Genomic DNA, 25,363 nt, shown 5'->3' on the forward strand with positions numbered 1-25,363 from the left:
CAACATATGGATCATTGACCGGGCTATCGGCGCGGCTGGATTAGAAATGTTTGCTCAACGGGCGTCGCTGACTGTACCTTATCGCCCACACTGGTACCATATTGCCAGGCGACTACCGTAACAGCCACCGGCCTGCGGCTGCGCGGAGGAATAGGGGTGAACACAAGCTGGTTGCCCTCCACAGTGGCTGGCCCCGCTTTGACGTAATACTGAACCGGTAAACCAGCACTGGACACCGCCCGTAGTGTCAGTGATTTGGTACTTACCCCCTGATCAGGTACGTCGGGAAATGTGATGGTCTGTGGCTTACCTTCTTTGTTCGCTATCGGAAACCGTAGATCAGCCTGTTGTACGATACTCTTATAGGTAGCATCGCCGTCATTGGACGCCAGCAGCCAGATGTCGTTCGAGCGTTTGGGGTTGTTGAATCCCATTCGGTAAAAGCTAAGCTGAAAGGTCGTGTCATCGAGTTTGCGGACAGGCCCGCAGATACGGTCGATGCGAATGGGGGTTCGGGCATGGGCGGAAGTTGCCCGCACGCGGGACGTGTCGGTGAACGCACTGCTCAGGTGAAACGTGATACCATCGGCGTTGGGCAAAAATGACACCTGGTAATTGGCGTGGCCTTTGGTCGGTTTGAGGAACTGCCCATTCTGCCGGAAACCCAGATACTGCGGTTTTTTTGCCCTTGCCTGACGGTAGATAGCCTCGGTTGCCTGGGCCATCTCCTTGTCGAAGCACCAGCTTGCGACTTTTCTGTCGCCTTTGTAATCCAGGTAAGGGGCCGGTGCTGCGGTGGGTAGACTATCCTTCCGCCAGCGGTCCATCAGCCAGCCCTTTTGTGGGTCGATGGGCGTCAACACCACCGTATCGGCCTGATTTGATGGGTTGGACAGCCGATACTGAGCGGCTTTCCAGATGTATAGCGCCAGGTAGCGAACCATCGCGTCGGAGAAATCGAAGTGGCCACGCCCGGCATCGGCCAGCAGGCTGAACGGTGTCTTCGGGTGCTTGTCGACGTACGCAAAGGCCGGAGCCAGCCGGTCTTCCCACCATTCGTACTCCCCCATCACCATCAGGCCCGGTACACCATCGATGGTGCGCCCCCCGTGCGACGGTCCGACCCAATCTGGATTGGGTCGACCGCTGCCGGTGAGCTTCGTTTGCGGGGCATCGCCGTGGACTGAGATGATGGCCAGCGTACGGCCGGGATTCCAGGCCGCAAAATTCCACGGATAACTCGCCAGCGCTGAATGCCCCAGTGGTACAACGGGCGCAATGGACAGCTCCGAATAGCCCGACACATCGGCCAGCCGATTCATCATATCCGTAAACTCGATACCCGCGCCTTTGGTGGTAGCGGTCGGACTCCAGTCGAACGTCTGGTTAATCATGGGCGTGACCCAGACGATGGCAAATCCCAGCTCACGCATGGTTTTGCGAAAATCAGGATGTTCGAAGATGCCCTCTTCCAGCATGTTATGCTGACCAACGACCACCCCCCTAACGTAGCGGCAGTTGTCGGGAATCCATAAAAAGGCCTGCGGATGGTCCTTCGTTTCGGACGAAACAACGGTTGACACGGGGGCTACCCACTGCCATACCTGCGCGTAGGTCGGCCACGCCACGCAAAGCCCAACCAGTAACCAACCTATTCTAAGCGCACGGCTAAACATACGAAGCTTCCCCAGGAATGTAGCGACTATCAAGTATCAGGAAATAGACCACGGCGACCTGGCTATACCCTGCATTTGCACAGAAATGTGAAATGTGCTGCACTCAGTCCGGCTTGACCTGAATGGCCTGCGTAAATGCACCGACGCGGATGTCGCCCGATTGGTTGTTGCGAAGTAGCTTACCATTGATGCGTACGTTTTCGAACGTCACCCCGCGCACCATACCCTGTTCGCTAAGGCCCTCAATAACTGACGGATTAGCCATTGATCCCGAGTAGGTGATGTTTCGAAACGTAATGTTCTCGATGTTCCGTCCGGGACCGGTATTGTACTTTTTGTTGTAGAACACGCGGAGGCTCAGCAGCTTTCCCTCTTCAAAATCCTCAACCCGAATGTTCTCGTAGGTCACGTTACGAACCAGATTGAGATCTCCGCAGCTGATGGCCATACACCCCTGGTAATCCGGATCATCTTCGTCGTGTTCCAGAATATCCAGATTACTGAAGGTTATATTTTCCAGCGTATCGCCAACGGATCGGGTGTCCCCGTGCAGGCCCAGGTTGGTCGGGTGCGCTACGTCGGCCCATAGCGTTGAATTTTTGACCACGACGTTGCGAGACCCGCCATAATAATCCCAGCGATGCCCGTAGAGGGCGATGCAGTCATCGGAGTTGCGCATGAACACATCGTCGACCACTACATCCGAGCAACTCATCAGATCGATGCCATCACTCCAGCCCTTGCAGCTGAACGACTTCAGGTTCCGAATTGTGATCCCTTTCGACTGGCCACCATACACCGTGTAATGCTGCGGATTTTTGACGATGATACCCTCGACCAGCACATTCTCGGAATGGGTTATCTCGATGCCCCGTTGCGGCTGGTCGATGATGCCCCGCCCGATAATCCGTACGTTTTTGACTTTGTCGCAGACGAGTTTCCCCCGAATAACAGCCCCGTCATCGATGTACACCGTTTTGTTGCTGGGAATCCTGAACACGTCACCCGGCTTGTCGTCCGGTGTATGAATACCGGGGCCGAAGTAGATGACGTTGGGATCGGCCGGATCGGGTTTGCTGGTTTCGATCGGGTTGGCAAACAGGTGCAGGTTCTGAAGTTTATCGCCGTTGAACTCGATGGACAGTTTGCGAGGCTGCGTGAGCGTGAAGTACAGGGTGTTCCCTTCCTGCTTTGACGGAATCTGGTTCGACAATGGACGAATACGGGCCGACTGAACAAGGCCGTTGTTTTTACGGACAGCTACTTCGACAGTACCCGAAAAGTCGAAGAATACCATGGAGGCATCCCGTACTTTATCCTGGTCGACCTGCACGGTATATTCGAACAGATCCTGCCACGGTTCACCTGGCTTACGTACCCGGACCGTGTAATCGTCGTTATGCTGACTGTAAAGCACCCCTGCCGGTACGGGGTAAATGACAAGCTGCTGGGCGTAGAGCTGGAGCGATAGGAGCCAAAGCAGCAGACCAATCCCCAAGTGTTTATGAATCATTCGTTGTGGTTCTATGGCTTCTCGTCCAGAATTAAGGCCTGTCCGCCTTTGGCTTTCAGGCTGACCGGCAAGGAGTCGTCTGCCCCAACCTCGGCAACTCGTTTCTGAATGCTGCCCGCCCCGTCGTCCTCGTAACTGGTTGCCAGGTACCGCTTCCCGGGTGCGAGAAAGGAAAGGGAGAGCTTTCCTGTCCAGTCCATCAGGCCCGCTGCCGAGCCAACGTACCAGGTGGTACCCTGCCGACGGGCCACGCTAATGAATTTGCCGGGTTCACCCGCCAGATAGTGGCTTTCATTCCAGACGGTTGGTACGCGTTTGAAGAATTCGATCTCCCCTTCGTCGTTATAATCCGTGGGATTGCCGTACCAGAAGATAGCCTGCAATGGGCTGAAATACACCACCGACAGCGCCAGTTGCTGCCCTTTGCTCACCTGCAACTTGCTCTTGTACAGATTATCGGTGAAATACCGGTTCGTGTTGGGGTAGCAAAACGTATAGTCGGCGGCACCGGCCAGAAAACGGGTGAAAGGCAGCACCGTGTTGTGAAAGGCATCGGGGTTATTTTCGTTGCCGCGAATACCCTCCTGCGTCAGCAGATTTGGGTACGTTCGGCTTAGCCCCGTGGGCTTGTAGTTGTCGTGAATATCCAGGATAAAGCCATGGTCGTATGCTTTTTTGATGGCACCGGGCAGCCAGCTGATGCCCTCCTGCTTTAGTCCGTCTACGAAACCAAACTTCAGGCCCGCCACGCCCCATTTCTTGTACAGCGGCAGAATATCATCCAGCCGGGTGCGCAAGGCTACCCGGTTGACATACAGGATCACGCCGATGTTTTTCTCTTTGCCGTATTGAATCACCTTCGGCAGGTCGATGGCCGGAATGACCTGCGTGGGGTCAGAGGTGGTTCGAAATTCAGCCCCGTACCAGCCTGCATCGAAGAGAACGTACTGTAGATTATGAGTAGCCGCAAAGTCGATGCCGTTCAAGCCACCCTGCGTCGTCAGCGACGAGCGGATGAGTTTACCCGGTTTGATCCAATCAGGAACTGGTTGCGACGATGGGGGGCAAAGCCGTAGGGGCAGGTCGCTGAAGGCGTGCAGCCCGATCGCCGATGTAGCCACGCTAACGGTTCGCCAGGGCGTTTGAAACGTGTCATTCGTCTGCACTGAGTCTTTCCCAAACCCAACCGCCAGGGTATTCGGTGTTGTGCCTTTGGTCAATACGGCTTTGGTGTAGCTGCTGTTATCCGCTTCGCCGATCGACAGAAACAAACGGCCATTGGTCAGCGTAGCCGGGAAATCGCAGGTTTTTTGCAGGTCGGCCAGGGCGGTGGGCGTAAACACGGTTTCTTCATTGTACTGGTAGATCGTGAAGTCGCCGGGAAGCGCAAACGTCGTTTTCTCCTGCCGAATTGTACCGGGCGTACTCCCGGCTTGTTTCGGTATCACGTACCTGAACGCCACACTCCCGTTGAAGACCCGCGCAATGAGCCGGTACGACACCGACCCCGAGACGCAATCCAGCGTGAGCTCCGTGTAGTTATTGTGAATGACGTCGTTTTCGCCCAACCGCCACGCGAATGATTCGGTATGCGTGTCTGTCCGCTGCTGTTTAACGACAGTGTTCGAACCGACGGCTACGTCGTTCAGCCCAAACCCCAGCGCCGACCAGGTCAATACCGGTTCATTGGCGAACAACATACGATACACCAGCGCTTTCTGATCATCAACGGTGATCTCGATGCGGGTGGTTTTATCGGGCGAAGAGGCCTGATACGTTTTGGGTTTGGGAGCGGCAACGATCGACGATATTAAGCACAAGCCAATCAACCAGCCATACAATGCAGACCTGCCGGACATACGTTCTTGAGTAAGAAGAGTGAAGACGATTTATTTCAGGTCCCAGTAAACGACATAGCGCTGCCGATGAGTCCGGTAATACGGCACCAGTTCAACGGGTTTGCCCCCAGGCATGGCTACCGTTTGGAACGTCAGCGGCTTTCCGGAAACGGGTTTTAACCAATCGGTAATGGGTTTGCCACCGGTGGTCAGCGTGTGGTCAATTGAATCGGGAATGGTGTAATCATAGCCGTAATACTGGTAGGGGTTGGCAGGATCATGAAACGGGGCCGTTCCTTTCAGATTAGCCGTTCCCAGTTGTCCCGCCAGCACAATCGGTCCATAGGCAATTGCTGCCACGGTTGGATCATCGTTGGTGGGCACCAGCCGGAGCGCCATCGGGTAAGTAAGCTCGATCCGATCGCCCTCTTTCCAGCTACGTTCGACGGTGATATAACTACCCGGCGACTGCTTGACGGCGACTGCTTTTCCATTTACCTTCAGCGTGACGCCTGCCGTTGCCCAGGCCGGATACCGCAGGTACAACGGCATCTGTACCGGCGTTTTTGTCTGCACCGTCAGGCGAGTGGTTGCCTCCTCGGGGTAATTGGTTTCCTGTACGAGGGTGACGCCTTTCTGCTTCCAGCTTACTTCCGACGGAATAAACAGGTTGATGTACACGCCTTTATCGTCATGGTAATAGATCGCTTCGCCGTATTTCGACTGGCTTTCAAACCCTGAGCCCACGCAGCACCAGAACGATTGATCGGGTGTGCTGTAGAGTCGGTAGGCCCCCGCTTTCATGGGCGTGAAATAGCAGACCATGCCTGATTCCGGGTCCTGCTGACCCAGAATGTGGTTGTAGAGCGCCTGTTCGTAATAGTCCGCAACCGTCGCGTCGGCCGACCAGGTGAACAGGTGCCGGGTCAGTTTGAGCATGTTATACGTGTTGCAGGTTTCGCTCGTATTACCCGTCAGGTGTTTGGAGAGTTGGTCTGGCTCGAAGAAATGTTCTTTGTCGCTGTTGCCCCCATGCGCGTAGGTGTGATGCTGCACAACCGTTTTCCAGAAGAACAGGGCGGCAGTTTTAGCTTTCTCGTTACCCGTCAACTCATAATCTCGCGCTTCACCGACCAGCTTGGGGATGAACGTATTAGCGTGAGCCTTATCCAGATTGTCCTGCCCATTTTCGAGCGGTTCCAGAGCCGCTTTATGGTAGAAAAACTGAGCCAGTTTTAGGTGCTCCGGATTACCCGTTACGGCATACAGATTGAAGAAGGCATCATTCATGCCACCGAACTCATTTCGAAGCATTTTCTGGCGCTGCTCGGGTGTCAGTGGCGACAGTTTCGCACTAGCCCACGACGCCATTTTTGTGACGATGTCGAGCGCCTGCTGGTTACCCGCGTAGGTGAATTGATCAGTTAACCCGGCAAAGAGTTTGTGCAACGTATACCAGGGTGCCCAGACCGCCGTGCCGGCTATGTTGCGGTCGATGTACTGCTGTGGATACGCACTCAGGTAGCCGTTCTGGTTCAGCACCCGCTGCACGTCAGCCAATGCCGTTACCAGGCTATCGCCTTTTTTACGAAAGGCATCACGACCCGTAGAGGCATATTGTAGCGCCAGACCCGACAGCATGTGGCCAATGCTGTGGCCACGGAGTTCCATATCCAGTCCTTCCCAGCCACCCAGGGGTTTGGGCATTTTGGTTGGGCTACCCGGCTTTGGCGTATTCATGCCCGCATTGACCCGAAAGCTATGCATTAACCGGTCCACAGGTAATGACAGTAGCCACTTGCCTTCACGCTCGATGTTATCGTGGAACAAGCCGTGCGTAATCCGGACATCCTGCAAATCGAAGCTTTGGGCTTTGATGGGTACGTTCACCGGCACCTTCATTTTGTCGGCCGACTGACCGGGGTACTGCGCCAAGCCCAGGACCGACTGGCCAATCAAACCAACCGTGAGAAGGCCACGCAGGAGGCTGTAGGTTCGGGAAATGCGAAGGGTTTTTGTCATAGAAAGGCTAAGGCATACACTAAACTGCCTCTATTCTGAAATAGACCGTGCCTGGTTTCGCATACCCTTTTCAAATGGCTTAAAAAGCAGGAAAGATTTCGCTAATTCTCCCCTTCAACGGCAATAGGAAGCCATATGGCTTCCTATTGCTTGTCAATCAAAACATAATCGCTGGTACTAAGGCTTGATTAGTTTAATCGTTACCCGTTCAGTATTGGTAGATGCCTGCAGCAAATAGATACCCGCCTGACGGCTCATCGGAATGGCCTGCTGCTGACCAGGTGTAACAGACTCGATCTGATGCTCGAACAGTGCATGACCAGTTATATCCGTTAGCGTCAGTTTAAGAGGCTGGCCGGTAGCGCCCCGAATTTCTACGAGTGCCTGATCGTTTGCCACCGGGTTGCCCAGCGCAGTCAGGATAAGCGGATTATCTGTGTGTTCAGCAGCCATACGAGCACCCGAAGCAGGCTCAGTGCCGTAGATAAGTTGCCCTTTGTAATAAATCGTTACGCGATCATTCTCCGCCATCGACCCCGCGACCTTATACGAATAGTCATTGGTTTCATTGAAATTCGACCAGTCAGCTTTGGCGATCCGGTACTGAATGTTGTCTGTTGTGCCTGATGGATACAACGTACCTACGCTCGGATTTATCTTCAGTTCGAAATACGTATCCGCGTTGGAACGCCCCACATTTCTAACAAATTGTCCCGTCACGTTTGAATTACCCAGTTTCGCGTAGTCGATCCAGTAGTTGAGGCTCTGCGTTCCTTCGGCGGTGAACCAGTAACGTACCGACAGGTCACCATAAGCCACGGGAACATTACCTTCGTTCGTCACTTTCAGGTACGTACTGATCGAATTACTCCCTGTGTTGCGATTCCTGTTTTCGGTATAGACCTTCAGCTTGACTACCGGAGTAACCAGAGCGGGCTCAGTTCCCCAGATCAGGTAGCCATTTTGATAAACGGTGGTGTGTTCGTTCGTACCGTAACTCGACTGAGGGGTGAAGGAATAATCATTGCTTTCATTCAGATCGGCCCAGTCTGTATTGGCGAACCGGGACTGAATAGGCCCAGAATTGCCCCCAGCTACCAAAGTGCCAGCTCCAGCCGTAAAGCTGTATTCAATATACCCCAGTGCGCCGTTACGCGGCTGATCCAGCATCACGTATTTCAGTTTGACATTGCTGTTGCCCAGCTGCGCATAATCAATCCAGGTGTTGATACCTGCATAGTTCTCAGCGGTAAACCAGTAACGGGCGGTCAGCTCACTATAGGCCACAGCTGTTGTACCTTCATTAATCAGCGTCAGGTAAGGCCGAATGACATTATTTGTCGTTTTATTATTATCCCCATCCAGCGATTTCACTTTTACCAGTGTTGCCAGTGTCACCACGAGAACCTGATCAACTGGAGTGGCTGCTGTGTAGGTGGCATCCCCAGCCTGCGAAGCTGTAATCGTTGTTGATCCCGGACCAACCAGATGAATTTTGTTATCGATAATTGTCGCAACAGAAACGTTCAAGCTGGCATAGGAAATTGGTAAGCCAGAACTAACGGTAGCCGCTGGGTCGAAATCAGCATCACCCACTTTTTTAGACGGTAAGGGGGCAAATGTGATGGTCTGACTACGTTTTGAAACGGACAGCGTTTGACTAACCTGGTTTGCGGCTGTATATGTTGCATCCCCGGCTTGTGTAGCCGTAATCGTGGTTGAGCCTGGACCAACCAAGTGAATGTTGCCATCGACAATCGTTGCTACGTCGGTGTTCGAACTAGTATAGCTTACGGATAAACCCGATGTGGCTGTGGCACCTGGAGCAAAATCGGCATCACCCGCAGATTTGGATGGTAACGGGTTAAACGTAATCGTCTGAGATAGTTTCGATACTACTAACGCAACATCATTTCCAGTTCCGCCCTGGTAGGTTATCTGAAAGCGAATCGATCCTATTGTCACACTACTTCCTTCGGCTAGCTCAGCAAATGTTCCTGTAACGGGATTAGTCGACGTGTTGTCGATGATCACGTAGCTGGTGCCGACTGGCAGGCTGCCTGCGTTTCCAAGGTCACTGGAAACCAGGTTCGCCCCATTGAGCGAAACCCCGTTGGCCACTAGTTTATCCATAGTACTGTTGCTGCTGTTCGACTCAAGCTGATAGGTTGCACCGGTGCTGAGGAGTAACTCTGCTGAGGAAGTGAACGTACCTACTGAGTTACCTGGTGCCACGAATGCCCCACTGCCAATGCTGACTGAACCACTGGTCAGGCCAGTGCCAGCTAAGGTGCCGCCGGTTACAGACACCGGGCTGGCCAGCGAACCATTGACAACCAGTGTGCCGCTGTTGACGGTAGTAGCTCCCTGGTATTCGTTTGCGCCAGTTAGCACCAGTTTGCCGTTATTTACTGTCACCGACGAATAAAAAGGCGTTCCACCAATGGTTGTCGTTCCGTTTTTGATCGATCCCGTGATGGTTTGCGTACCGGTACCGACTTTTTCCAGATTGACCCGACCTTTATCTACGGCATCGGCCGTAGGACCCGATCCAATTGTGCCATCAAACGTACCGTCCTGATTATCAATACCAATCGCTAGGGTCGAAGCCCCGTTTGTCAGGTTGCTGCGCGAGATGATGTAGGCATCAGAAGTGCCATCGAGCGCGCCGATGGTTTGTTTGTTGGCATACAGGTTAGCCCCATTATAGACCAGTACAGCCGTCGCATCAGTTCCCATCGTCAGGCGGGTGGGGGGCAGCAGCACGTTGTTGGCATCGGTAAGGCTATTGGTGGTGTTGTGAAGTTCAATAGTACCCTGCGCCAGATTGAGGCCACCCTGCAAACCGCTCCAGTCCATAGCCGCCTGTATCCGCAGGCCTGCGTAGGAGCCGCTGCCCCCGTAGACCGGGGTCGTAATTTTCAGCCCCTGCGTCCCGGCGATTTTTAACGGTACCCGCGAGTTGTTGTTGGCATTTCCCATGAACAGCTTCCGGGCACCCGTGTTGATCATATTGATCGCGGGCGTGCCCGACAACGTTTGAAACGTTAACGTACCCCCATTCAGGCCACTGGCCAGCGTTAGTTCTGAGGTGCCGTTGGCGGCATAGGTCAACGTACCTACCGTGATAGTACCATCCAGCTGAACACCCCCAATATTTCCAAAACTGGTAGCCCCAAAGGTCGCGTTGGCCTGAACTCCGCCCGGAACCACTGAATTGCTCCAGTTGGTCGCCGTTGGCCATTTCAGGAACCGGTTACCCGTTCCGTTCGAGATGGTTGTAGTAGCCGTAATGGCCGTACCACCTGGCCGTTGTGAGAGCTGTATTGCCGATCCATTCACGGCCACAACGGCATAGTTTGTATTGGCCGTAAAACCACCCGGAACGGTTCCGCTCAGCCGCACGAAATCCCCGACAGTAAATGTCTGACCTGGCCAGTTCAGATTGGCGCTGCCAGCGACCGATGAAAGGGTGGTTGTCAGGATACCCGCCGTGTTCGTCCAGGTACCATCCGTAACCCCGGGAATTTGATTTACGGTAAAAACCTGGTAGACAACAGGTGCCGGATTGTATTGGCTGTCACCCATTTGCTGAGCCGTAATCGTTGCTGTTCCGGGCTTTGACACGTGTATTGTTCCATCGGCGTTGATGGAGGCCACGGTCGGATTTAAACTGGCATAGACAACGGGTAGCCCTGAACTGGCGGTTGCACCCGGCGAAAAATCGGCAGCGCCAAAGTCTTTGTTTGGAATAGGAGGGAACGTAATCGTTTGATTAGTAGGTTTTGCTACCTCCTCAAGCGAAAAGGTCAATGTGCCAAAACCCAACTGGTCGTAACCACCACTGTTGGGGCCGTAATTTCCTCCGCCCCCTTCCGGCCGTACAAGCTGGGCAAAACGAGCGGAATAGGGAGCACTCAATCCTTTCCGATTGACGTAGTGGTTGTAGACCATCTCCCAAACCGGGCGAAGATTACCGCGTTGATCTTCCGATACAATAGTCTGTACAACACCGATGCAGTTTCTGTAGGTCGTATATGGGACCTCGTAACCCAGGTTATATTTAGCGATATATTCAAACCCTTTCAGCATCCGGTTGTCGTCGTATCCGTATAGGTCGTCACCCTGACTCCAGGCCATCTCACAGAACGAACCAGCCAGCGCCACGCCCAGCACCGTATGTCCCTGATCGCGGCCGCTTTCCTGCCACTGACCCAGATCGCCATACACGTAAGGGACAACGTTCTTAATTGAGCCCGTTCCTGCTCCATTTTTGAAGTATTCAATAGCTTCGTTGTAAATGTCCCGACGATCGCAGAGAACACCGATACTGAGTATGGATGCCATGTTGCATAAATCCCAGTTAGCGTAGTAATTGCTGATGCAGGCCCCGTTGTGATTCACCAGAAAATCGTGGTTGATCGGATACCAAACGGTCAGCATCCAGTTTTGAAACCGGGTGAAATCAGTGGGTGCCCAGCCGCTGTATGAGCGCATAATCTCGGCAGCATTCGCCAGTTGATACCCCTGAATACCGGCCAGCAAAAATCGGTCGGCTGTACCACTGATGGTTGTCATCCCCGCCGACCAGGCATTTAGAATAGCGATAGATTTCTCAGCGTACGCATCATCGCCCGAAATTTTCCACCGAAGCGCTGTCTGGAAAGCCGAGGCTGCATCCCGGAAAATGGATGCATAGTTTTCTGGGTTTGTTCCGTTGAAGCCCCGGTAGATGGTGGCCGGAACCGGGTTGGTGAACGCGCGCGACAGTGACGAGTGCGAATTGGCAGTCAGCACGTCCCAACCGGCTTTCCAGGGTTGGGCACCGGCAGCTACCTTGCTTTTCATCCGGTCGAAATCGGCCTGCTTGTGCAACAACCCCGGATGAACAAATGGCTGTGCCTTTACGAAGGGCGTTACTGCTAATAGCAGCAAAATGAGGCAAAAGGCTTGTCGAAGGGCAATAAAACCCTTACCCCAGCCTATGGAGAAGGAAAATCGATTCATGATTGATTTAGGAGAATTGTTGAAGTAAGATTAAAGAAATGGCCACCCAGTGTGTGTGTTAACCTTATCTGGGTGGCCTTCCTGTAGCTAAGTAAGCGACAGTGTAGTTGCTTACCAGCCCGGATTCTGGCTAAGCTGTGGATTCAACTGGATCTGCTGCGTAGGGATGGGCAACAGGTAGTTTTTGTCACTGAAGGAGCGGTTGGCATCGACGATGATGTTGCCATTGGCATCCTTAGCCGTTGAGGCTTGCGAGGGCCATAACGTCTGGTATTCCGTTCCCGTCCATTTGATGCCGATCAAGGGCTTTTTCAATTCATCAATGGCGGCCCAGCGTTTCAGGTCGTCTACTCGGAAGCCTTCGTAAAACAGCTCCACGTTGCGTTCCCGGCGGATTTCAGTGCGCATATCTAGGCCGTTCGCCTGTGCGAAGGCATTACTCAGTTTTGGCATCGTTTTGTTGACGCGAAGCCGAACCAGATTAAGCGACTTGTCCAGGTCAACGTCGCTGATTGTGCCGTTCCGTTCATACACGGCCTCCGCGTAGTTGAGCAGGACTTCGGCATATCGGATAACGGGGTAATCATACGCTTCTTCGTTGTCGGCCACGGCCCGTTCCGACACCCATTTCTGATGCCCATACCCGCTGACCCCGTTGGCATAAGGCTTGAAGGGCGATGCATTGGCAGTGGCCCGGTCAGCGGCTCCACTCGTCCAGTCGACGCGGGGATTGTTGATACCAAACCAGTAGTAGCCACCCGGCACCTTCAGGGTGTACTTCATTCGATTCTCCCGGTTCTGAAACTCCGAAATCATGGTTGCGTACCCTTTGAAGAGCGGAGACTTCTCGATGGGAAGCCCATCCTGACACAGGAACTGATTAACAAAGTTCTTGGTCGGTCCTAACACCTGGGATTGACGCGATACGTTCTGGCGAATTTGCCGCAGCGTGAAGTCATAGCGGTTGGCCAGTATGTACTCGTTGTTGGCGCTTTTCGTAATGTTAGCCGGATTCGACTTCTGGTTTTCCAGGATGAACAGGTATTTCTGGGCTGAGTCGCCCAGGGCTGCTGGAGCAAACAACTGGTATTGCGCGCCCGTAATAACCGCCCCGCTAGCGGCTGCCGACGCATCGAGTAACGTGTTGGCGCGGGTGGCATTGTTGCGGAACTTCTGCCAGGTACCCTCGTACAAGGCTACCCGCCCCAGAAAGGCCTGTGCCGCCTCCTTGTTAATCCGGCCCTGTTCGGTCGATGCGTTCTGGGCCGTTTTAGCGGGTAGGGCCGTAATGGCTTCGTTCAGATCCTTCAGGATAAAGTCAACCACTTCGTCCCGCGTATTGCGCGGAGCCTGTAGTTCAGGCGCATCAGTTGCCAGTGGTGTGCTGATAATGGGTACGCCCCCAAAGATCTGAAGCAGGTCGAAGTAGACATAGGCCCGGAAGAACTTGGCTTCGGCAACGTATTTGGCAATGTCAGCCTGATTACCGTACGCGCCAGCCTTGCCCAGCATATAATTGATCGTGCGAATTCGACTGTAGTTATTGTTGTAGTTCGCATCGGTAGTGGGCACAGTATTCAGGCCCCGGCTAAAGGCGTTCTGAGTCGCCGCAAAGTCGCTTTTCAGATCAGAATGGTAATTCTGGGTAGATCCATTGGCGTCGTAGAGCACATCGATGAATGATCGCTCGTAAGTATAAAACTGGTTGGCGGCCAGCATAAAATCATTGGGCGACTGCCAGTAGGCCGCGTCTGAAAGCTGATCGAGCGGATCCAGATCCAGGGCTTTATTACAACTGCTCTGGGTTAGCGACAGCGACCCGGCCAGTAGTAGAATAGCTAGTTTACGAAAGAATGTCATAGTCTAAGTAGGTTTCAGGTGTAGCGTAGCGTCCAACCAACCAGGTTGCTGGACGCTACACAATGAGCCACCGATCAGTTAAAAGGTCAGATTTACACCCAGGGTATGAAGCCGGAAGAATGGATAGCGGCTAAACGTGGTCTCACTATTGGCGCGGCCAACGTTACGGGTTGCTTCAGGGTCCCAGCCATCCCGAATGTGGCTGGCTTCCCAAAGGTCATTGCCCGAATAATACACCCGAAGCCGGTCGACCTTGATCCGTTTGGTAACGACGGCGGGCAAGGTGTAACCAACCACCAGATTCTTCAATCGCACATAAGCACCGTTTTCTACTGACCAGTCCGAAATCTGATAGTTGTAGGTATTGTACGTAGTGCCGTTTTGCCCCGTCGACAGAATAGGGTAGTAGGCATCGGTGTTGGTTGGTGTCCAGGTTTTGCCAATCCAGAAATCAGTCTGGCCCTGGAAGATTGAGCCAAACGGTACCCGCCAGTTTCCTTCCCGGAAGATCGTCCGTTGTCCTACGCCCTGGAATACAGCCTGAAAGTCAAAGCCTTTCCAGTCGGCACCCAGATTCAGCGCAAAGCTGTAGCGCGGATCGTCACGCCCAAGGTATTTCAAATCGCCAGGTACGGTCAATTTACCGTCGCCGTTAAGGTCCCGGAAGCTGTTGTCGCCAATACGTACACCCGGCAGGGTAGCCGTGGTCAGGGGCATACTGATATTGTTGCCAGTGGCCAGCGCACGGGTAGCAGTCAGTTGCTCAGCTGTCTGAATACGTCCGGCGTACTCGAGTCCGAAATAAGAACCGAGGGGATACCCTTCTATGGAGCTGTTGAAACCGGCGTTGATGACATTGGCTCCACCGTAGCTAACCAGCACATTCTGATTATCCGTCAGGCTACCACCGATGCGATAGCCAAACTGACCGATCCGGTCGTTCCAGTTTACGGCCGCTTCCCAACCCCAGGTCTTCAGGTGCCCAATATTGGCGGATGGCGCGGTGGCTCCCAGTACAGCCGGAAACGTCTGCCCTAGCAGCATATTCCGGTTGTGTTTCACGAAGTAATCGAAGCTGCCCGACAAACGGCGGTTCAACACCGAAAAGTCAAGGCCGAAGTTTGTTGTTTCAACTCGCTCCCACGTACGGTTCAGACTGACCAGACTGGCCGTTGGCGATACAGTGACGACAGGGCTTGCACCGATAATCGGAAAGCCTGCGCTGGTTGCGCCACCCGTAGCGCCCACGTTCAGGAGCTGGACGTAATCGTACAGGCCAATGCCGCTTTGGTTCCCCACGGTTCCGTATGATCCCCGTACCTTCAAGTCGCTCAGGAATGTCAGATCCTTCATGAAGTTCTCCTGCGAGATGCGCCAGCCACCAGATACCCCGTAAAACAGCTGCCAGCGGTTCGAGGCATCGAACTTTGAGGAACCATCATACCGTGCGTTCACTTCGAGCAGGTATTTCTGCTGATAGGCATAGTTGAAGCGGCCAAAGTAAGACCCGATGGCGTAATGGTTCTGCCGCTCATCGATACTCTTGGTCGTTGCATCGCCAATGCCCAGATTCAATGAAGGTACGTTGTCATTGGCGATGTAGCTGGTGCGGGCCTGATACCAGTTAAATTCGTCCCGTTCGTAGTTGGCTCCAACCGTTAGGCTGATGTCATGATTCTGAGCAAACGTCTTCGCGTAATTCAGGTACGTATTCAGCGTGGTGTAGGCATCCTTATCCAGCCGGCGACGGTAGAACGAGTTTTGCCGGGTAGGGTTATCTGCCGCCTGGATGTTGCCTAGATAATTGTACCAGGTAATAACCTTCTGCTGTTCCTTGGTATCGGTAGCCGTCCAGTTATAGCCCGCCTGCCCCACCAAGGTCAGGTTGTTGCTCAACTGGTAGCTGAGCCGGAAATTAGTGAACACCCGGTTGTTGTACTCCTTATTCTCGCCCCCCAGTTCAGCCTGCCAGTTTGGGCTATACTGCGTTCCCCAGGCATAAGGTTTACCATCAATCGTCGACACCGGAAAGCCGGGTTGTTGATACTGTCCCATCACAGCGCCAATGAGCGTAGGCTGAATGATGTCGTTCTTCTCGAGTGAAATGTTCGACTCGAGTTTCAGCTTACTGGTGAACTGGTAATCGTGCGTCAGGCGAATGTTGTACCGACTGTTTGAGTTCTGCCCCCATTTCAGCATACTGCCGTCATTCAGATACCCTACCGATACCCGGTAGCCCGCCCGTTCACTACGCCCAGATATACTCAGGCTATGCTGGGTTGAGGTAGCTTTCCCCCACAATACGTCGACCCAGTTGGTGTTGAAAAACGTCTGATCTTTCACATCGCCAAAGCCTGGATTCAGTGGGTTATTAGCGGGCGATACAGTACCGTTATTCGTGTAATCAATATAGCCCGCAGCGGGTGGATTAAGCATCAGTTGCCCAAACTTATACCACAGAAACGAAGTGGGTGGAACGCCATAATAATCGTTGGTCGTTCCGTCAACCAGCCCCTGCCCAAACTGTTGAACGTTGATCAGATGCGGTTGCAAACCAAGCATTTTCTGCGAAACGGATCCATCGTATTGAATAGTCGTTTTACCGGCTTTTGCTCGTTTGGTCGTTACCAGTACAACACCCCCCGCAGCCCTGGCTCCATAGATAGCGGCTGACGCATCTTTAAGAAACGACATGTTTTCGATGTCGTTGGGGTTGATGGAATTAAGGGCAGCCGGGCCACTGAGCGCGACTCCATCAACAAGGATCAACGGTTCAGTGCTGTTGGTCGAGGTAGCACCCCGGATCTGAAAGTTCCAGCTGGCCCGGCCCGGTGCGGCTGAAGTGCGCGTAACAATTACGCCTGGTACCTGACCCTGCAGAGCCGAGAGCGGGTTATCGACAACGCCTCTATCCTGAAATACTTTATTATCGATCGTGGCGATAGAGCCGCTCAATGTAGCTCGCTTTTGTGTGCCATACCCTACAACTACCACCTCGTCTAACCCACGAACTTCCGCCTTGAGTTGTACTGTCAGCGACGTTTGCTTACCCACCGTTACTTCCTGCCGCTCATAGCCCACGAATGAAAAAACCAACACGGCACTCTCGTCCGGTACGGCAATCGTATATTTCCCGGTAGCGTCGGTCGTTGTGCCGCGCGATGTATTTTTGATGGCTACGGTAACCCCGGGTAGTGGTTCATTCTTTTCATCGGTCACCGTTCCAGAAAGAGTTTGTTCGGCAGCCGCTATCAGGATGGCCTTCTCAGACAAACTGGTTGTTGCCTGGCTTGTGCTACTACTGCGCAGTATGATTTGTGAACCGACAACCTCGTACGATACCTGAAGCGGCGTCAACAAGGAGTTCAGTACGTATGACAGCGGCTGACTCTGTACCGATAGATTTACCTTCCGTTCAGATTTAATAACCTGTGGACTATAGATAAAGCGGACTGACGCCAGTTTGCCAATTTGTTTGATGGCCTGCTCTACCCGTTGGTTCTCAATGGTGACGGATATAGAGCGATTCAGCACCTCCTGGCCTTTCCCATCCAGGGCCAGAACCAGACTGGAACACCAGATCATTACAAAGATCTGATAGCCTGCTTGTCTCATGATTCTAGAGAAAATCTCTCGTCGTTTTGTAGTGATTAACATAGACAAATTGAAAAATACTCGTTTAGGATTGGCACAAAAAATCCCCTTACCCAATTCATGACTGGATCATTTCACTAAAACAGGTGAGGGGGGAAAGTCAGCGGGCGGTCAGGCAAGTAGCCTGTTGCCGGCGGGTGGGCTATCTATTGAAGGATGAACGGATTTGGCCGACTGGAAACATCTTGTTAGTTAATGCTGGAATGTCAGATTGCTCCATTACCGACATCCTTTGCTGTATATAATTATCTGGGCATCAACGACTTCATAACGAGAATTGGTTGCCCGACAAATCAGATCGAGCTTCTCAAACAGGGACTCTGACCCAAATTCAGCAGTCAATTCACAACCGGCCAGCAGGTCGGCGTCATAGTTTATCGTAATTCCATAGGCGGCTTCCATTTTCTTAAAAACAGTTACGACCGGGGTGTGATCAAAGGCGATAGCCTGGGGTTGTCCCGTTGGGATTGCCAGCGGCTCCGGCAGGGCTACGAGTGACCGCTCCAGCTGTCGGTCGCTGGCTTGATAAGTTGCCTGCTGGTTAGGCGTAAGGATCAGTGCAGGTTCACTGCCAGCCATTTCACCCAGTTTCCCGTCGGGCTGTGTCTTAAAAACCGATACTTTCCCCGTCCGGACAATTACTTTGGCTTCTTTGTCATTGGGGTAAGCACGAACGGTGAAACTGGTACCAAGCACCTTCGTGGTCAGTTGGTTGGTATACACCATGAACGGTTGCTTTGGCCGTCGGACCACGTCGAAGAACGCTTCACCAACCAGGAACACTTCCCGTTGCTGAGCTGTAAATTTTCGGGGAAAACTGATCTTACTTCCCTGAAAGAGGGTCACTTTACTACCATCGGGCAAACGAACCAACTGACTGGCACTGCCAGTGTTATGTACTTCCTGTAATGTTCCGGCCTGTTGCTCAACCGTGTGCTGGTAAACGGCGAGGGGCGTAGCGGGAGTACGCCAGTAAAAGGTAGCTGTCGTTCCCAGTCCGATTATCAGCGCGATGGCAGCGGCGATACGTGTCCAGCCCGTAAAACGTTGTGGTAGCGGCTCCGACTGTAATTCGTCCAGGTCCTGCGCTTTTTGCCGATTGATGCGAATCCGGGCCGCCTCACTGGTTAACTCTTCATCAGACAGTTCTTCCTGTGCCTGCTGCATCTGACTCACAAACTGCCGGGCGGCCAATACCAGATCAACCTTATCCGGATGCTTCTGTAGCCACTCGGTCCAGAACGCCTGATCGATGGGTGTATTCTTCAGCACCCATCGCCGAAACAGATCGTCCAGCACAAGCTCTTCAAAGGTATACGTTGTGTAATCGGGCATATAAGCGTCTGACATTTTCCCTGGTCACAAAGAAGTAGACAAACACTTTTGGAGCATACCCTTTTTTTATAAACTTTTTTTAAGATTTTTTCAGCACAGCCTGATCCTTGGCTTTAGCCGTAAACTCAACATCCCGGCCACTTCTGATCTAATATAGGTAGGTCAGAGGTGGCCGGGATGTTGAGTTGGTTATCCAGTCGATCAGGAAAACAAGCGAACAGGTAGGATGGTCCGCAGTTGTGCCATGGCTCTGTACAGGAAATTGGCAACCGTTTGTTTTTCAATATCCATTACCTGAGCAATGTCGTCATTGGTCAGGCCTTCGTAAAACTTCAAAAACACAACTTCCTGTTGCCGTTTTGGTAACTGATCAACGGCTCGCCGAAGGCTCTGTTCCGTTGAAACCAGCATCTCATCGGCAATCCATTTATGATCAGCAGTTAACTCATCCGTTGCTATAGTCTCCCATTCTAACGGCTCATCGGTATTCAATGGGCGGACCGAATCACGTCGTATCCGGCGAAATAAGTTGTTTCGGAACGCTTTGATCAGGTAAATGGTCACATATGGTGTTTCAACAATGACAGTCCGGCGGTTCCAAAGCTCAAGGAATAAGTCCTGAAGACAGTCTTTGATCAGATCACGATCTTTCGTGAACCGAGTAGCGTAGTTGAATAGGACCCGGTACCGCGCCTGCACCAACTGATCGAATGCCCGTTCATCACCCGATTTAAATCGAATCCAGAGCTGCGCCATCAGCTGTTCATCCGCAGGAATTGACTGTGAGCTCGCCATAGTTAGTTAGTGTAAATCAGTAGACAACCCTCGTGCGTATGTGACACAATTGAAGCGAAAAATGTAGACAATGTTATGAGTCAGCTTTGTATTAAAAGGAATTCAATCCAGGTAAAATACAATTCAGGTGCTAGCATGACCAAGGTTGACTAGTACGTGTTATCACCCTTTAAATCTCTATTCTGGATATATTCTACTAAAATACTGTATAAGTACAAGCGATTAACACAGAATTCATTTAACGATGGCTTAATAGCGTTAAAAATTTATGCAAACGTTGCCGCAAACGTTTGCATTGTAGTATAATGACTAAAAAATAGAGGGATTTTCTTTCCAAGCATGACTATTCTAATTTTTATATCTCTGATAATCAGTACGTATTAAAATGGTCTTTTATTAGAATTGTTATATTTATCTGATTCGTATTCAGTTTCAACATATGGTTACATTACACTCTATTATAGACTAAGTGAATTGAAATTTTCATGCTGTATAACAATGTTAAACGTACTGTTACTAACTATTCCTTCGGGTTGTTATCGCCGCTACTTTACGATTAAATTGATTTGTTGACATCCAACCGTTGCACGGTCATGGCTAGAAACTCTTTACCCCGCCTAGTTCTGAACCCCATCCTATTGAGCCGAGTAGCAATGGCGTCATAGGTTAACCCTTCATTCCGATAAAGCCTGATTAACTCCGCCGCCTGTAAATTGGCTGGATGAGAGCGTGCGTTTTGCTGATGAATCTGCCGACCCAGTTCACTAATAGCTGGAGTCAGGTTAGGTGTGCCGAGTTTATGTCCCTGGGCTTTCTTGGCGGCCAGGGCTGCGCGGGTACGTTCTCCGATGAGTTCCCGTTCATGCTGGGCCAGTACGGCCATGATACCTACGGTCAGGGTGTTGGCATCGGGAATATCGCAGGCCACGAAGTCAACTTCCGAATTACGCAGCGAGAAGATAAAGGAGACGTTACGACTTAACCGGTCGAGCTTGGCGATCAGGAGTCGGGCCCCTTGCTGCTTGGCAGAGGCAATGGCCGCTTCCAGTTGTGGCCGGTCAGCTCGTTTGCCCGACTCGACTTCGACGAACTCATCTAGGAGCTCATCGCCCTGTTTGACGAAGCGATTGACGATCTCGCGCTGAGCCGATAGACCCAACCCAGACTTGCCCTGGCTGGCGGTCGAGACCCGATAGTAGGGAACGTACTTCATCAGTCAATAACGACACAAGACGAAAGGGAAAGAGAAGAGGTGAACTCGTGCCTATACCCAAGCCATCTTCGGATGGATCAGCCAGTGAGGGGTGTTCCACGGGCAAAGATAGGAGCGAAATTGGTTTTATAACATATTAAAAACGGTCGTTCTTACTATGTTATAAGCATTTGTAAGGTCTTGCCTGCTCAGACACAACATCGTGCCGTTTGGCTGGCCCTCCTCCCACACAAACCACGCATGCGCCGTTGGTGAACTGCTGCCCCGTTGATCGGCAGAAATATCATGCCGCCAACAGTCGGCATGATCTGAACAGATATAGATCCGGTTGGGCGGGTACTTCTGCCAGAACTGACGGCGACGTGCTGATTCCCACCACGCGAATCGCTGAAAGCAGACGATCCTCCGTGCACCCAGTTCAAACGAATTTTAAACAAACTGTACGGCTTTGGAAAACGGCGGATTCATAAAAACGGTATCACCGTCAATGCGTCGCTAATAATCAAGAAAGTCGTGCACGTACGTGTCTAAATAACCCCAACCCTGGATGTCGATTGACAGAGGGACGTACCCGGCGCGCAACGCTCCATCACTCAAGATACCTGATCCACAACATGGATCAATAACCCGTGATGATAGTATTTCCTCTTTTAGAATAGCATTAGCTGCCCATGTTGGCGTTTTAAAATGCTCAAAGCGTTTGCAGATTTCGGCCAGAGTTTCGGTCACTGATAAGCTCCTGTCATAGCGGTTTAAACAGGCCCTTTCAGTCTAACAGGATTGATCGACCTGCCGGGTATGCCTACCCACCAGCGAAGACACTAGAGCACAGCTACATAGGACGGTCAACAATTGTCAAAACGGACGAGGAGACGATGAATTTCATGCGCTGGAGGCGTCAGTAGAACGTTTTTAAATCATAACAACGTACTGATTTTCAAAGCTTTATAACAAGACATAACGGTGAAAAGTAGCGAAAAAACGGTCGAAAAAATGACTTTTGAGAAAACCAACGGTTTTTGGAAAGTTTTTTTTCGACCCATCTATTTTTTTATACCTTTGTATTACCATTTGCTTACATTTGATCGCATTTGTAAAAGCAAAAGCCCCCTGTCGGCTAAACAGAGGGCTTCGCTTCAGTCGGATTCAGAAGGGGTGTTGATGGAATAAAATCCAAAACCTTTCAAAAATCCCATCAGCCAGCAAAATCCACGGAATTGCTGATTGGTAATCCTTCATCAAGTCGGGGACTGACCTTCCCTTCTTGGTACGCTTGGGCTTAAGCATAAGTGCTTATGATTTAACCCGCACCTCCACACGAGAAGTGCGGAGAGAAAAGGCATCTGTTCGTATCAGGTGTCTTTTCGTTTTTAAAGATACGGGTATTACACATATATTTTTTGGTGTTACCAAAATTTGTATTTATATCAGCTTTACCCTACTCATTAAATAGACTAAAAAGGCTCCTTGTCGGGGCTTCTGCATTCATATTGCGTATTATCACTAAACGGTAATGCCGATGATCCCAAATGAAAGCCCGCCAGTGCCGCAAGCAGGGTCATAGATACCAGCGGGGCTGAGCGAAGTCTGGTACGTACGTCCATGCTGGAGGATTACTAATGCCGGTGAGATTTACCGTTTCAGCCACCGATAAGCCGCGCTCCAGAGCTTTCTTGACCTTGGCAAACTTCTCGGCATCCAGCCCGGCAGGCCGAACAATGTATTTACCCTTTGCTTTGGCCAGCCGTTGACCAGCCCGGGTTTTCTCCAAAATACTCTCCCGATCATTCTCGGCTAAAGCCGCAAAGATCTGTAAGACCAACTTGCCGGCTTGGGTGTTGCTGTCAACCCCTAGATCCAATGCCTTGAAATGAATGCCTTTCCGAGCAAACTCACCCAATAAGCCAATCAAATGATTCCGGCTCCGACCTAATCGAAAGAATCGGGCCACCATCACCATATCACCGGGCGTAATTGGGTCAGCAGAGTGTCGAGTGCCGGTCGGCTGGTACTGGGACCGGTGATTTTATTCTGGAAGATGTCGTCACGCCCTATTTTTTGCAGCGCATCCAGTTGCGTGTCCAAGTTCTAATCCAGCGTAGAGACACGGGCATACCCAAAAACTTTGTTCATAGAGGCTCAACAAGTCAGTATCACAAAGGTAAATACTCATTTATTTTAGGCCCTACTTTTTGAAACCTGTTTTTAGTGGTGCGGTAACGGTATTGGAACGAGTCAAGGGCAGGTTCAGAAAGGTATACCTTTTTGAACCTCTGGGAGATATGAATGTTAGTGAAGGATTGCGACCCACTTTACCGTGTCAATCTGCTTAAGTCTTGATCAATGCAAACCACTAAACGGCCCTTTTCTCAATCGCTTTATTGGTTTGCCTGGTAAACTCTCCACTAACTGGACTACATCTCTCTAATCCAGCCGGGTTATTCTATAAATGAGCATTAGGAAAAGGGCCAGTGTTTCAGACCGCTAAAACTCTTTCGTATTAAAGTTACCATCCAATAACTTCCTATCATTAATCATATGAATGATAATTGATAGGAAATTAGGTTACCTTTCACCCAATCAGTTTTACTGAGCCACTTCTCCGCCCCCTCTGCTTTCCAAGCTGTCGGTCTAGCTATCTCGCAATCTACAGCTCTTATGGTATCAGTTGATCTAATGCGTCATGTCCACCTGTGGGCACGTTTCTATATTGCTTATTCGGTGATCAGGAAATGGATTAAAGACTCAATCATCAATCATGAGCGGATGCATGCCGCACGGCTTTATCTGGCTCGTCGTCAAGTTAACGGATCACAGCTTACTTGTACTCATCCATCTAATGAGCTTCTAGTTTGGGTGGTTTACGACGACCAGCAAGAACACTGGTCGCACCAAAGTGACCAATTCCGGCCTGATTCAGGGCAAGCCAAGACCTTACCTAAGGTAATCTTACTGGACTTGAATATGCAGCGTCAGAGTGGGAGAGAGACATTGCAAGGGCTGCAAGCGACCATCGCTTATTATCGTTTGTCAATCGTGGTTCTAACAACCTCTAATGCTCAACTAGACGATAAAATGTCGATGGGGTTGGGGGCTAAAAGTTTCTTAATCAAGCCAGTAAAGAAAGCCCTTTCTGTAAAAATGCTTGAAGGCTTAGCCTTAAAACAGCATTTGAAATTACATTAATAAGTTTTGTTTTCAAGCATATTTTAATGATACTAATTTTATGAAACTGTCTTTAAAGCCGGTTGAAATTCCGTTTACAATTGGGGCTGCGGTCTGGGTCAATCAAGCTTGCGGCGATTTAGATCAATACCCTTATTTCCAAGCGACTATCATTCAAATAATTTTAGACGGTTCTTTGACTAATAGTATTGTTATTCGTCAAACTGGCGACATTCACGAACTCGTGATTAGTAGTGGTATCTATGATCTAAGACCAATTGGCCTTTACGATAAAGAGAGCAGGGTCACAGCAACCGTGAATTTTATAGGGCCACAAAATATATTATTCCAGACCGAGAAAGAATTACTAGCTTATCGAGCTAACTAACGGCGGGCTTTATTTACAGACGCATAACCAATTATGCAACAGAAATTAGCTTAGAAATATATCATGGCCGCCAATCAGCAAGCCCTTTTTATGAAATTATACGATCAATATGCACCAAGTATATATGGAGTGCTATTGCGTTCGCTCAACAATGATGCAGAAGCTGGACGACTACTCGAACTTACTTTTCTAAAAGCTTGGCATCAAATAGAAAAGATGCCTTCACAACACAAAATAAGTTGGTTACTTGGCTTGGCTCATTCAGTTGGCTTTCGGTTGAATCTTCCATTCATTATTCGTTGAGCTTAACATATCCTATCGAGTTATCTTCCTGAAATACTATAGTTATGCCTCGCAAATTTTCCATTCTTTTGATAGATGATGATATTGAGCTGGGCCCCATCATCAAACGTGCTTCTAAAGATGTTTTCCCTGAGGCAGAATATGTTCAAGTGTTTAGTTGTAGCGAAGCTCAAGCCTACTTCGAAAAGCTGAACACTTATGGACCTAATCTTATTTTATTAGACATTGATATGCCGTCTATTTCCGGCTTAGAATTTTTGGTTTATATAAAAAAGAGCACGCTTAAAGCGGAAAATACACCCGTTATTATATTAACGGTGAGCGAATTACCGGTTGATATTTTTAAAGCTTATCAACTTGGTGCAGTGGCTTTCACGACCAAGCCATTTTCCTATACAGACTGGAAAGATTATCTAAAAGTCTTGCGCGGTTACTGGTATAATACAGTTACCACCGAACAGATTATATTTTATCCCCAAGTCTCAATCCCTGCCGCTTAACTATTTCGCTTCAATTGGCTGATCGAAGAGTGTCATGCGTAAACGAACGTTTACAACCATGGACAGAACGTCGGCCAACGCGTTTCGGCCGACA

At 50.8% G+C, this 25,363-nt stretch carries 15 protein-coding genes; 4 read left to right on the forward strand and 11 right to left on the reverse strand.

The window, feature by feature from the left end:
* Positions 1 to 23 precede the first annotated feature (23 nt).
* The 11 genes from F7231_RS25040 to F7231_RS27510 form a co-directional block, all read right to left on the reverse strand.
* Positions 24 to 1,676: a hypothetical protein gene (locus F7231_RS25040; RefSeq protein WP_166693976.1), complete on the reverse strand. Its 1,653-nt coding sequence runs from the start codon at positions 1,674 to 1,676 to the stop codon at positions 24 to 26.
* 103 nt (positions 1,677 to 1,779) lie between these two features.
* On the reverse strand, positions 1,780 to 3,189 hold the full coding sequence (locus F7231_RS25045; RefSeq protein ID WP_208295691.1) for a glycosyl hydrolase family 28 protein: 1,410 nt from the start codon (positions 3,187 to 3,189) through the stop codon (positions 1,780 to 1,782).
* An 11-nt stretch (positions 3,190 to 3,200) separates the two neighbouring features.
* A complete protein-coding gene (locus F7231_RS25050; protein WP_166693977.1) occupies positions 3,201 to 5,048 on the reverse strand; it encodes a glycoside hydrolase family 97 protein in 1,848 nt (615 codons plus the stop codon).
* Positions 5,049 to 5,078: 30 nt separating this feature from the next.
* A complete protein-coding gene (locus tag F7231_RS25055; protein WP_166693978.1) occupies positions 5,079 to 7,049 on the reverse strand; it encodes a glycoside hydrolase family 127 protein in 1,971 nt (656 codons plus the stop codon).
* Between the two features lie 177 nt (positions 7,050 to 7,226).
* Positions 7,227 to 12,056, reverse strand: a complete 4,830-nt coding sequence (locus tag F7231_RS25060) for a cellulose binding domain-containing protein (RefSeq protein ID WP_166693979.1) — start codon at positions 12,054 to 12,056, stop codon at positions 7,227 to 7,229.
* 111 nt (positions 12,057 to 12,167) lie between these two features.
* Complete coding sequence (locus F7231_RS25065; protein WP_166693980.1) at positions 12,168 to 13,916, reverse strand: RagB/SusD family nutrient uptake outer membrane protein; 1,749 nt, start codon at positions 13,914 to 13,916, stop codon at positions 12,168 to 12,170.
* A gap of 78 nt (positions 13,917 to 13,994) precedes the next feature.
* Positions 13,995 to 17,531, reverse strand: coding sequence for a TonB-dependent receptor (locus tag F7231_RS25070; protein WP_166693981.1), 3,537 nt, complete (start codon positions 17,529 to 17,531; stop codon positions 13,995 to 13,997).
* Positions 17,532 to 17,789: 258 nt separating this feature from the next.
* Positions 17,790 to 18,920, reverse strand: a complete 1,131-nt coding sequence (locus F7231_RS25075) for a FecR family protein (RefSeq protein WP_166693982.1) — start codon at positions 18,918 to 18,920, stop codon at positions 17,790 to 17,792.
* Between the two features lie 186 nt (positions 18,921 to 19,106).
* Positions 19,107 to 19,700, reverse strand: coding sequence for an RNA polymerase sigma factor (locus tag F7231_RS25080; RefSeq protein WP_166693983.1), 594 nt, complete (start codon positions 19,698 to 19,700; stop codon positions 19,107 to 19,109).
* A gap of 556 nt (positions 19,701 to 20,256) precedes the next feature.
* Positions 20,257 to 20,913: a recombinase family protein gene (locus tag F7231_RS25085; RefSeq protein WP_166693984.1), complete on the reverse strand. Its 657-nt coding sequence runs from the start codon at positions 20,911 to 20,913 to the stop codon at positions 20,257 to 20,259.
* 1,558 nt (positions 20,914 to 22,471) lie between these two features.
* Positions 22,472 to 22,825: a recombinase family protein gene (locus F7231_RS27510; protein WP_229370347.1), complete on the reverse strand. Its 354-nt coding sequence runs from the start codon at positions 22,823 to 22,825 to the stop codon at positions 22,472 to 22,474.
* 746 nt (positions 22,826 to 23,571) lie between these two features.
* Here F7231_RS27510 and F7231_RS25095 point away from each other — a divergent pair.
* The 4 genes from F7231_RS25095 (at position 23,572) to F7231_RS25110 (ending at position 25,269) form a co-directional block, all read left to right on the forward strand.
* Positions 23,572 to 24,099, forward strand: a complete 528-nt coding sequence (locus tag F7231_RS25095; protein ID WP_166693985.1) for a response regulator — start codon at positions 23,572 to 23,574, stop codon at positions 24,097 to 24,099.
* Positions 24,100 to 24,139: 40 nt separating this feature from the next.
* Positions 24,140 to 24,466 (forward strand): hypothetical protein, encoded by a 327-nt coding sequence (locus tag F7231_RS25100; protein WP_166693986.1) that lies wholly within the window; start codon positions 24,140 to 24,142, stop codon positions 24,464 to 24,466.
* 63 nt (positions 24,467 to 24,529) lie between these two features.
* A complete protein-coding gene (locus F7231_RS25105; RefSeq protein ID WP_166693987.1) occupies positions 24,530 to 24,769 on the forward strand; it encodes an RNA polymerase sigma factor in 240 nt (79 codons plus the stop codon).
* Positions 24,770 to 24,813: 44 nt separating this feature from the next.
* Positions 24,814 to 25,269 (forward strand): response regulator, encoded by a 456-nt coding sequence (locus tag F7231_RS25110; protein WP_166693988.1) that lies wholly within the window; start codon positions 24,814 to 24,816, stop codon positions 25,267 to 25,269.
* The last annotated feature ends 94 nt before the right edge of the window (positions 25,270 to 25,363 follow it).

This window comes from Fibrivirga algicola, from assembly GCF_011742925.1.
Classification (GTDB): domain Bacteria; phylum Bacteroidota; class Bacteroidia; order Cytophagales; family Spirosomataceae; genus Fibrella; species Fibrella algicola.

Bases quoted from the DNA above. Each gene is read 5' to 3' on its own strand.
- F7231_RS25040 (WP_166693976.1), bottom strand. From the start codon at position 1,676: ATGTTTAGCCGTGCGCTTAGAATAGGTTGGTTACTGGTTGGGCTTTGC.
- F7231_RS25045 (WP_208295691.1), bottom strand. From the start codon at position 3,189: ATGATTCATAAACACTTGGGGATTGGTCTGCTGCTTTGGCTCCTATCG.
- F7231_RS25050 (WP_166693977.1), bottom strand. From the start codon at position 5,048: ATGTCCGGCAGGTCTGCATTGTATGGCTGGTTGATTGGCTTGTGCTTA.
- F7231_RS25055 (WP_166693978.1), bottom strand. From the start codon at position 7,049: ATGACAAAAACCCTTCGCATTTCCCGAACCTACAGCCTCCTGCGTGGC.
- F7231_RS25060 (WP_166693979.1), bottom strand. From the start codon at position 12,056: ATGAATCGATTTTCCTTCTCCATAGGCTGGGGTAAGGGTTTTATTGCC.
- F7231_RS25065 (WP_166693980.1), bottom strand. From the start codon at position 13,916: ATGACATTCTTTCGTAAACTAGCTATTCTACTACTGGCCGGGTCGCTG.
- F7231_RS25070 (WP_166693981.1), bottom strand. From the start codon at position 17,531: ATGAGACAAGCAGGCTATCAGATCTTTGTAATGATCTGGTGTTCCAGT.
- F7231_RS25075 (WP_166693982.1), bottom strand. From the start codon at position 18,920: ATGTCAGACGCTTATATGCCCGATTACACAACGTATACCTTTGAAGAG.
- F7231_RS25080 (WP_166693983.1), bottom strand. From the start codon at position 19,700: ATGGCGAGCTCACAGTCAATTCCTGCGGATGAACAGCTGATGGCGCAG.
- F7231_RS25085 (WP_166693984.1), bottom strand. From the start codon at position 20,913: ATGAAGTACGTTCCCTACTATCGGGTCTCGACCGCCAGCCAGGGCAAG.
- F7231_RS25095 (WP_166693985.1), top strand. From the start codon at position 23,572: ATGGTATCAGTTGATCTAATGCGTCATGTCCACCTGTGGGCACGTTTC.
- F7231_RS25100 (WP_166693986.1), top strand. From the start codon at position 24,140: ATGAAACTGTCTTTAAAGCCGGTTGAAATTCCGTTTACAATTGGGGCT.
- F7231_RS25105 (WP_166693987.1), top strand. From the start codon at position 24,530: ATGGCCGCCAATCAGCAAGCCCTTTTTATGAAATTATACGATCAATAT.
- F7231_RS25110 (WP_166693988.1), top strand. From the start codon at position 24,814: ATGCCTCGCAAATTTTCCATTCTTTTGATAGATGATGATATTGAGCTG.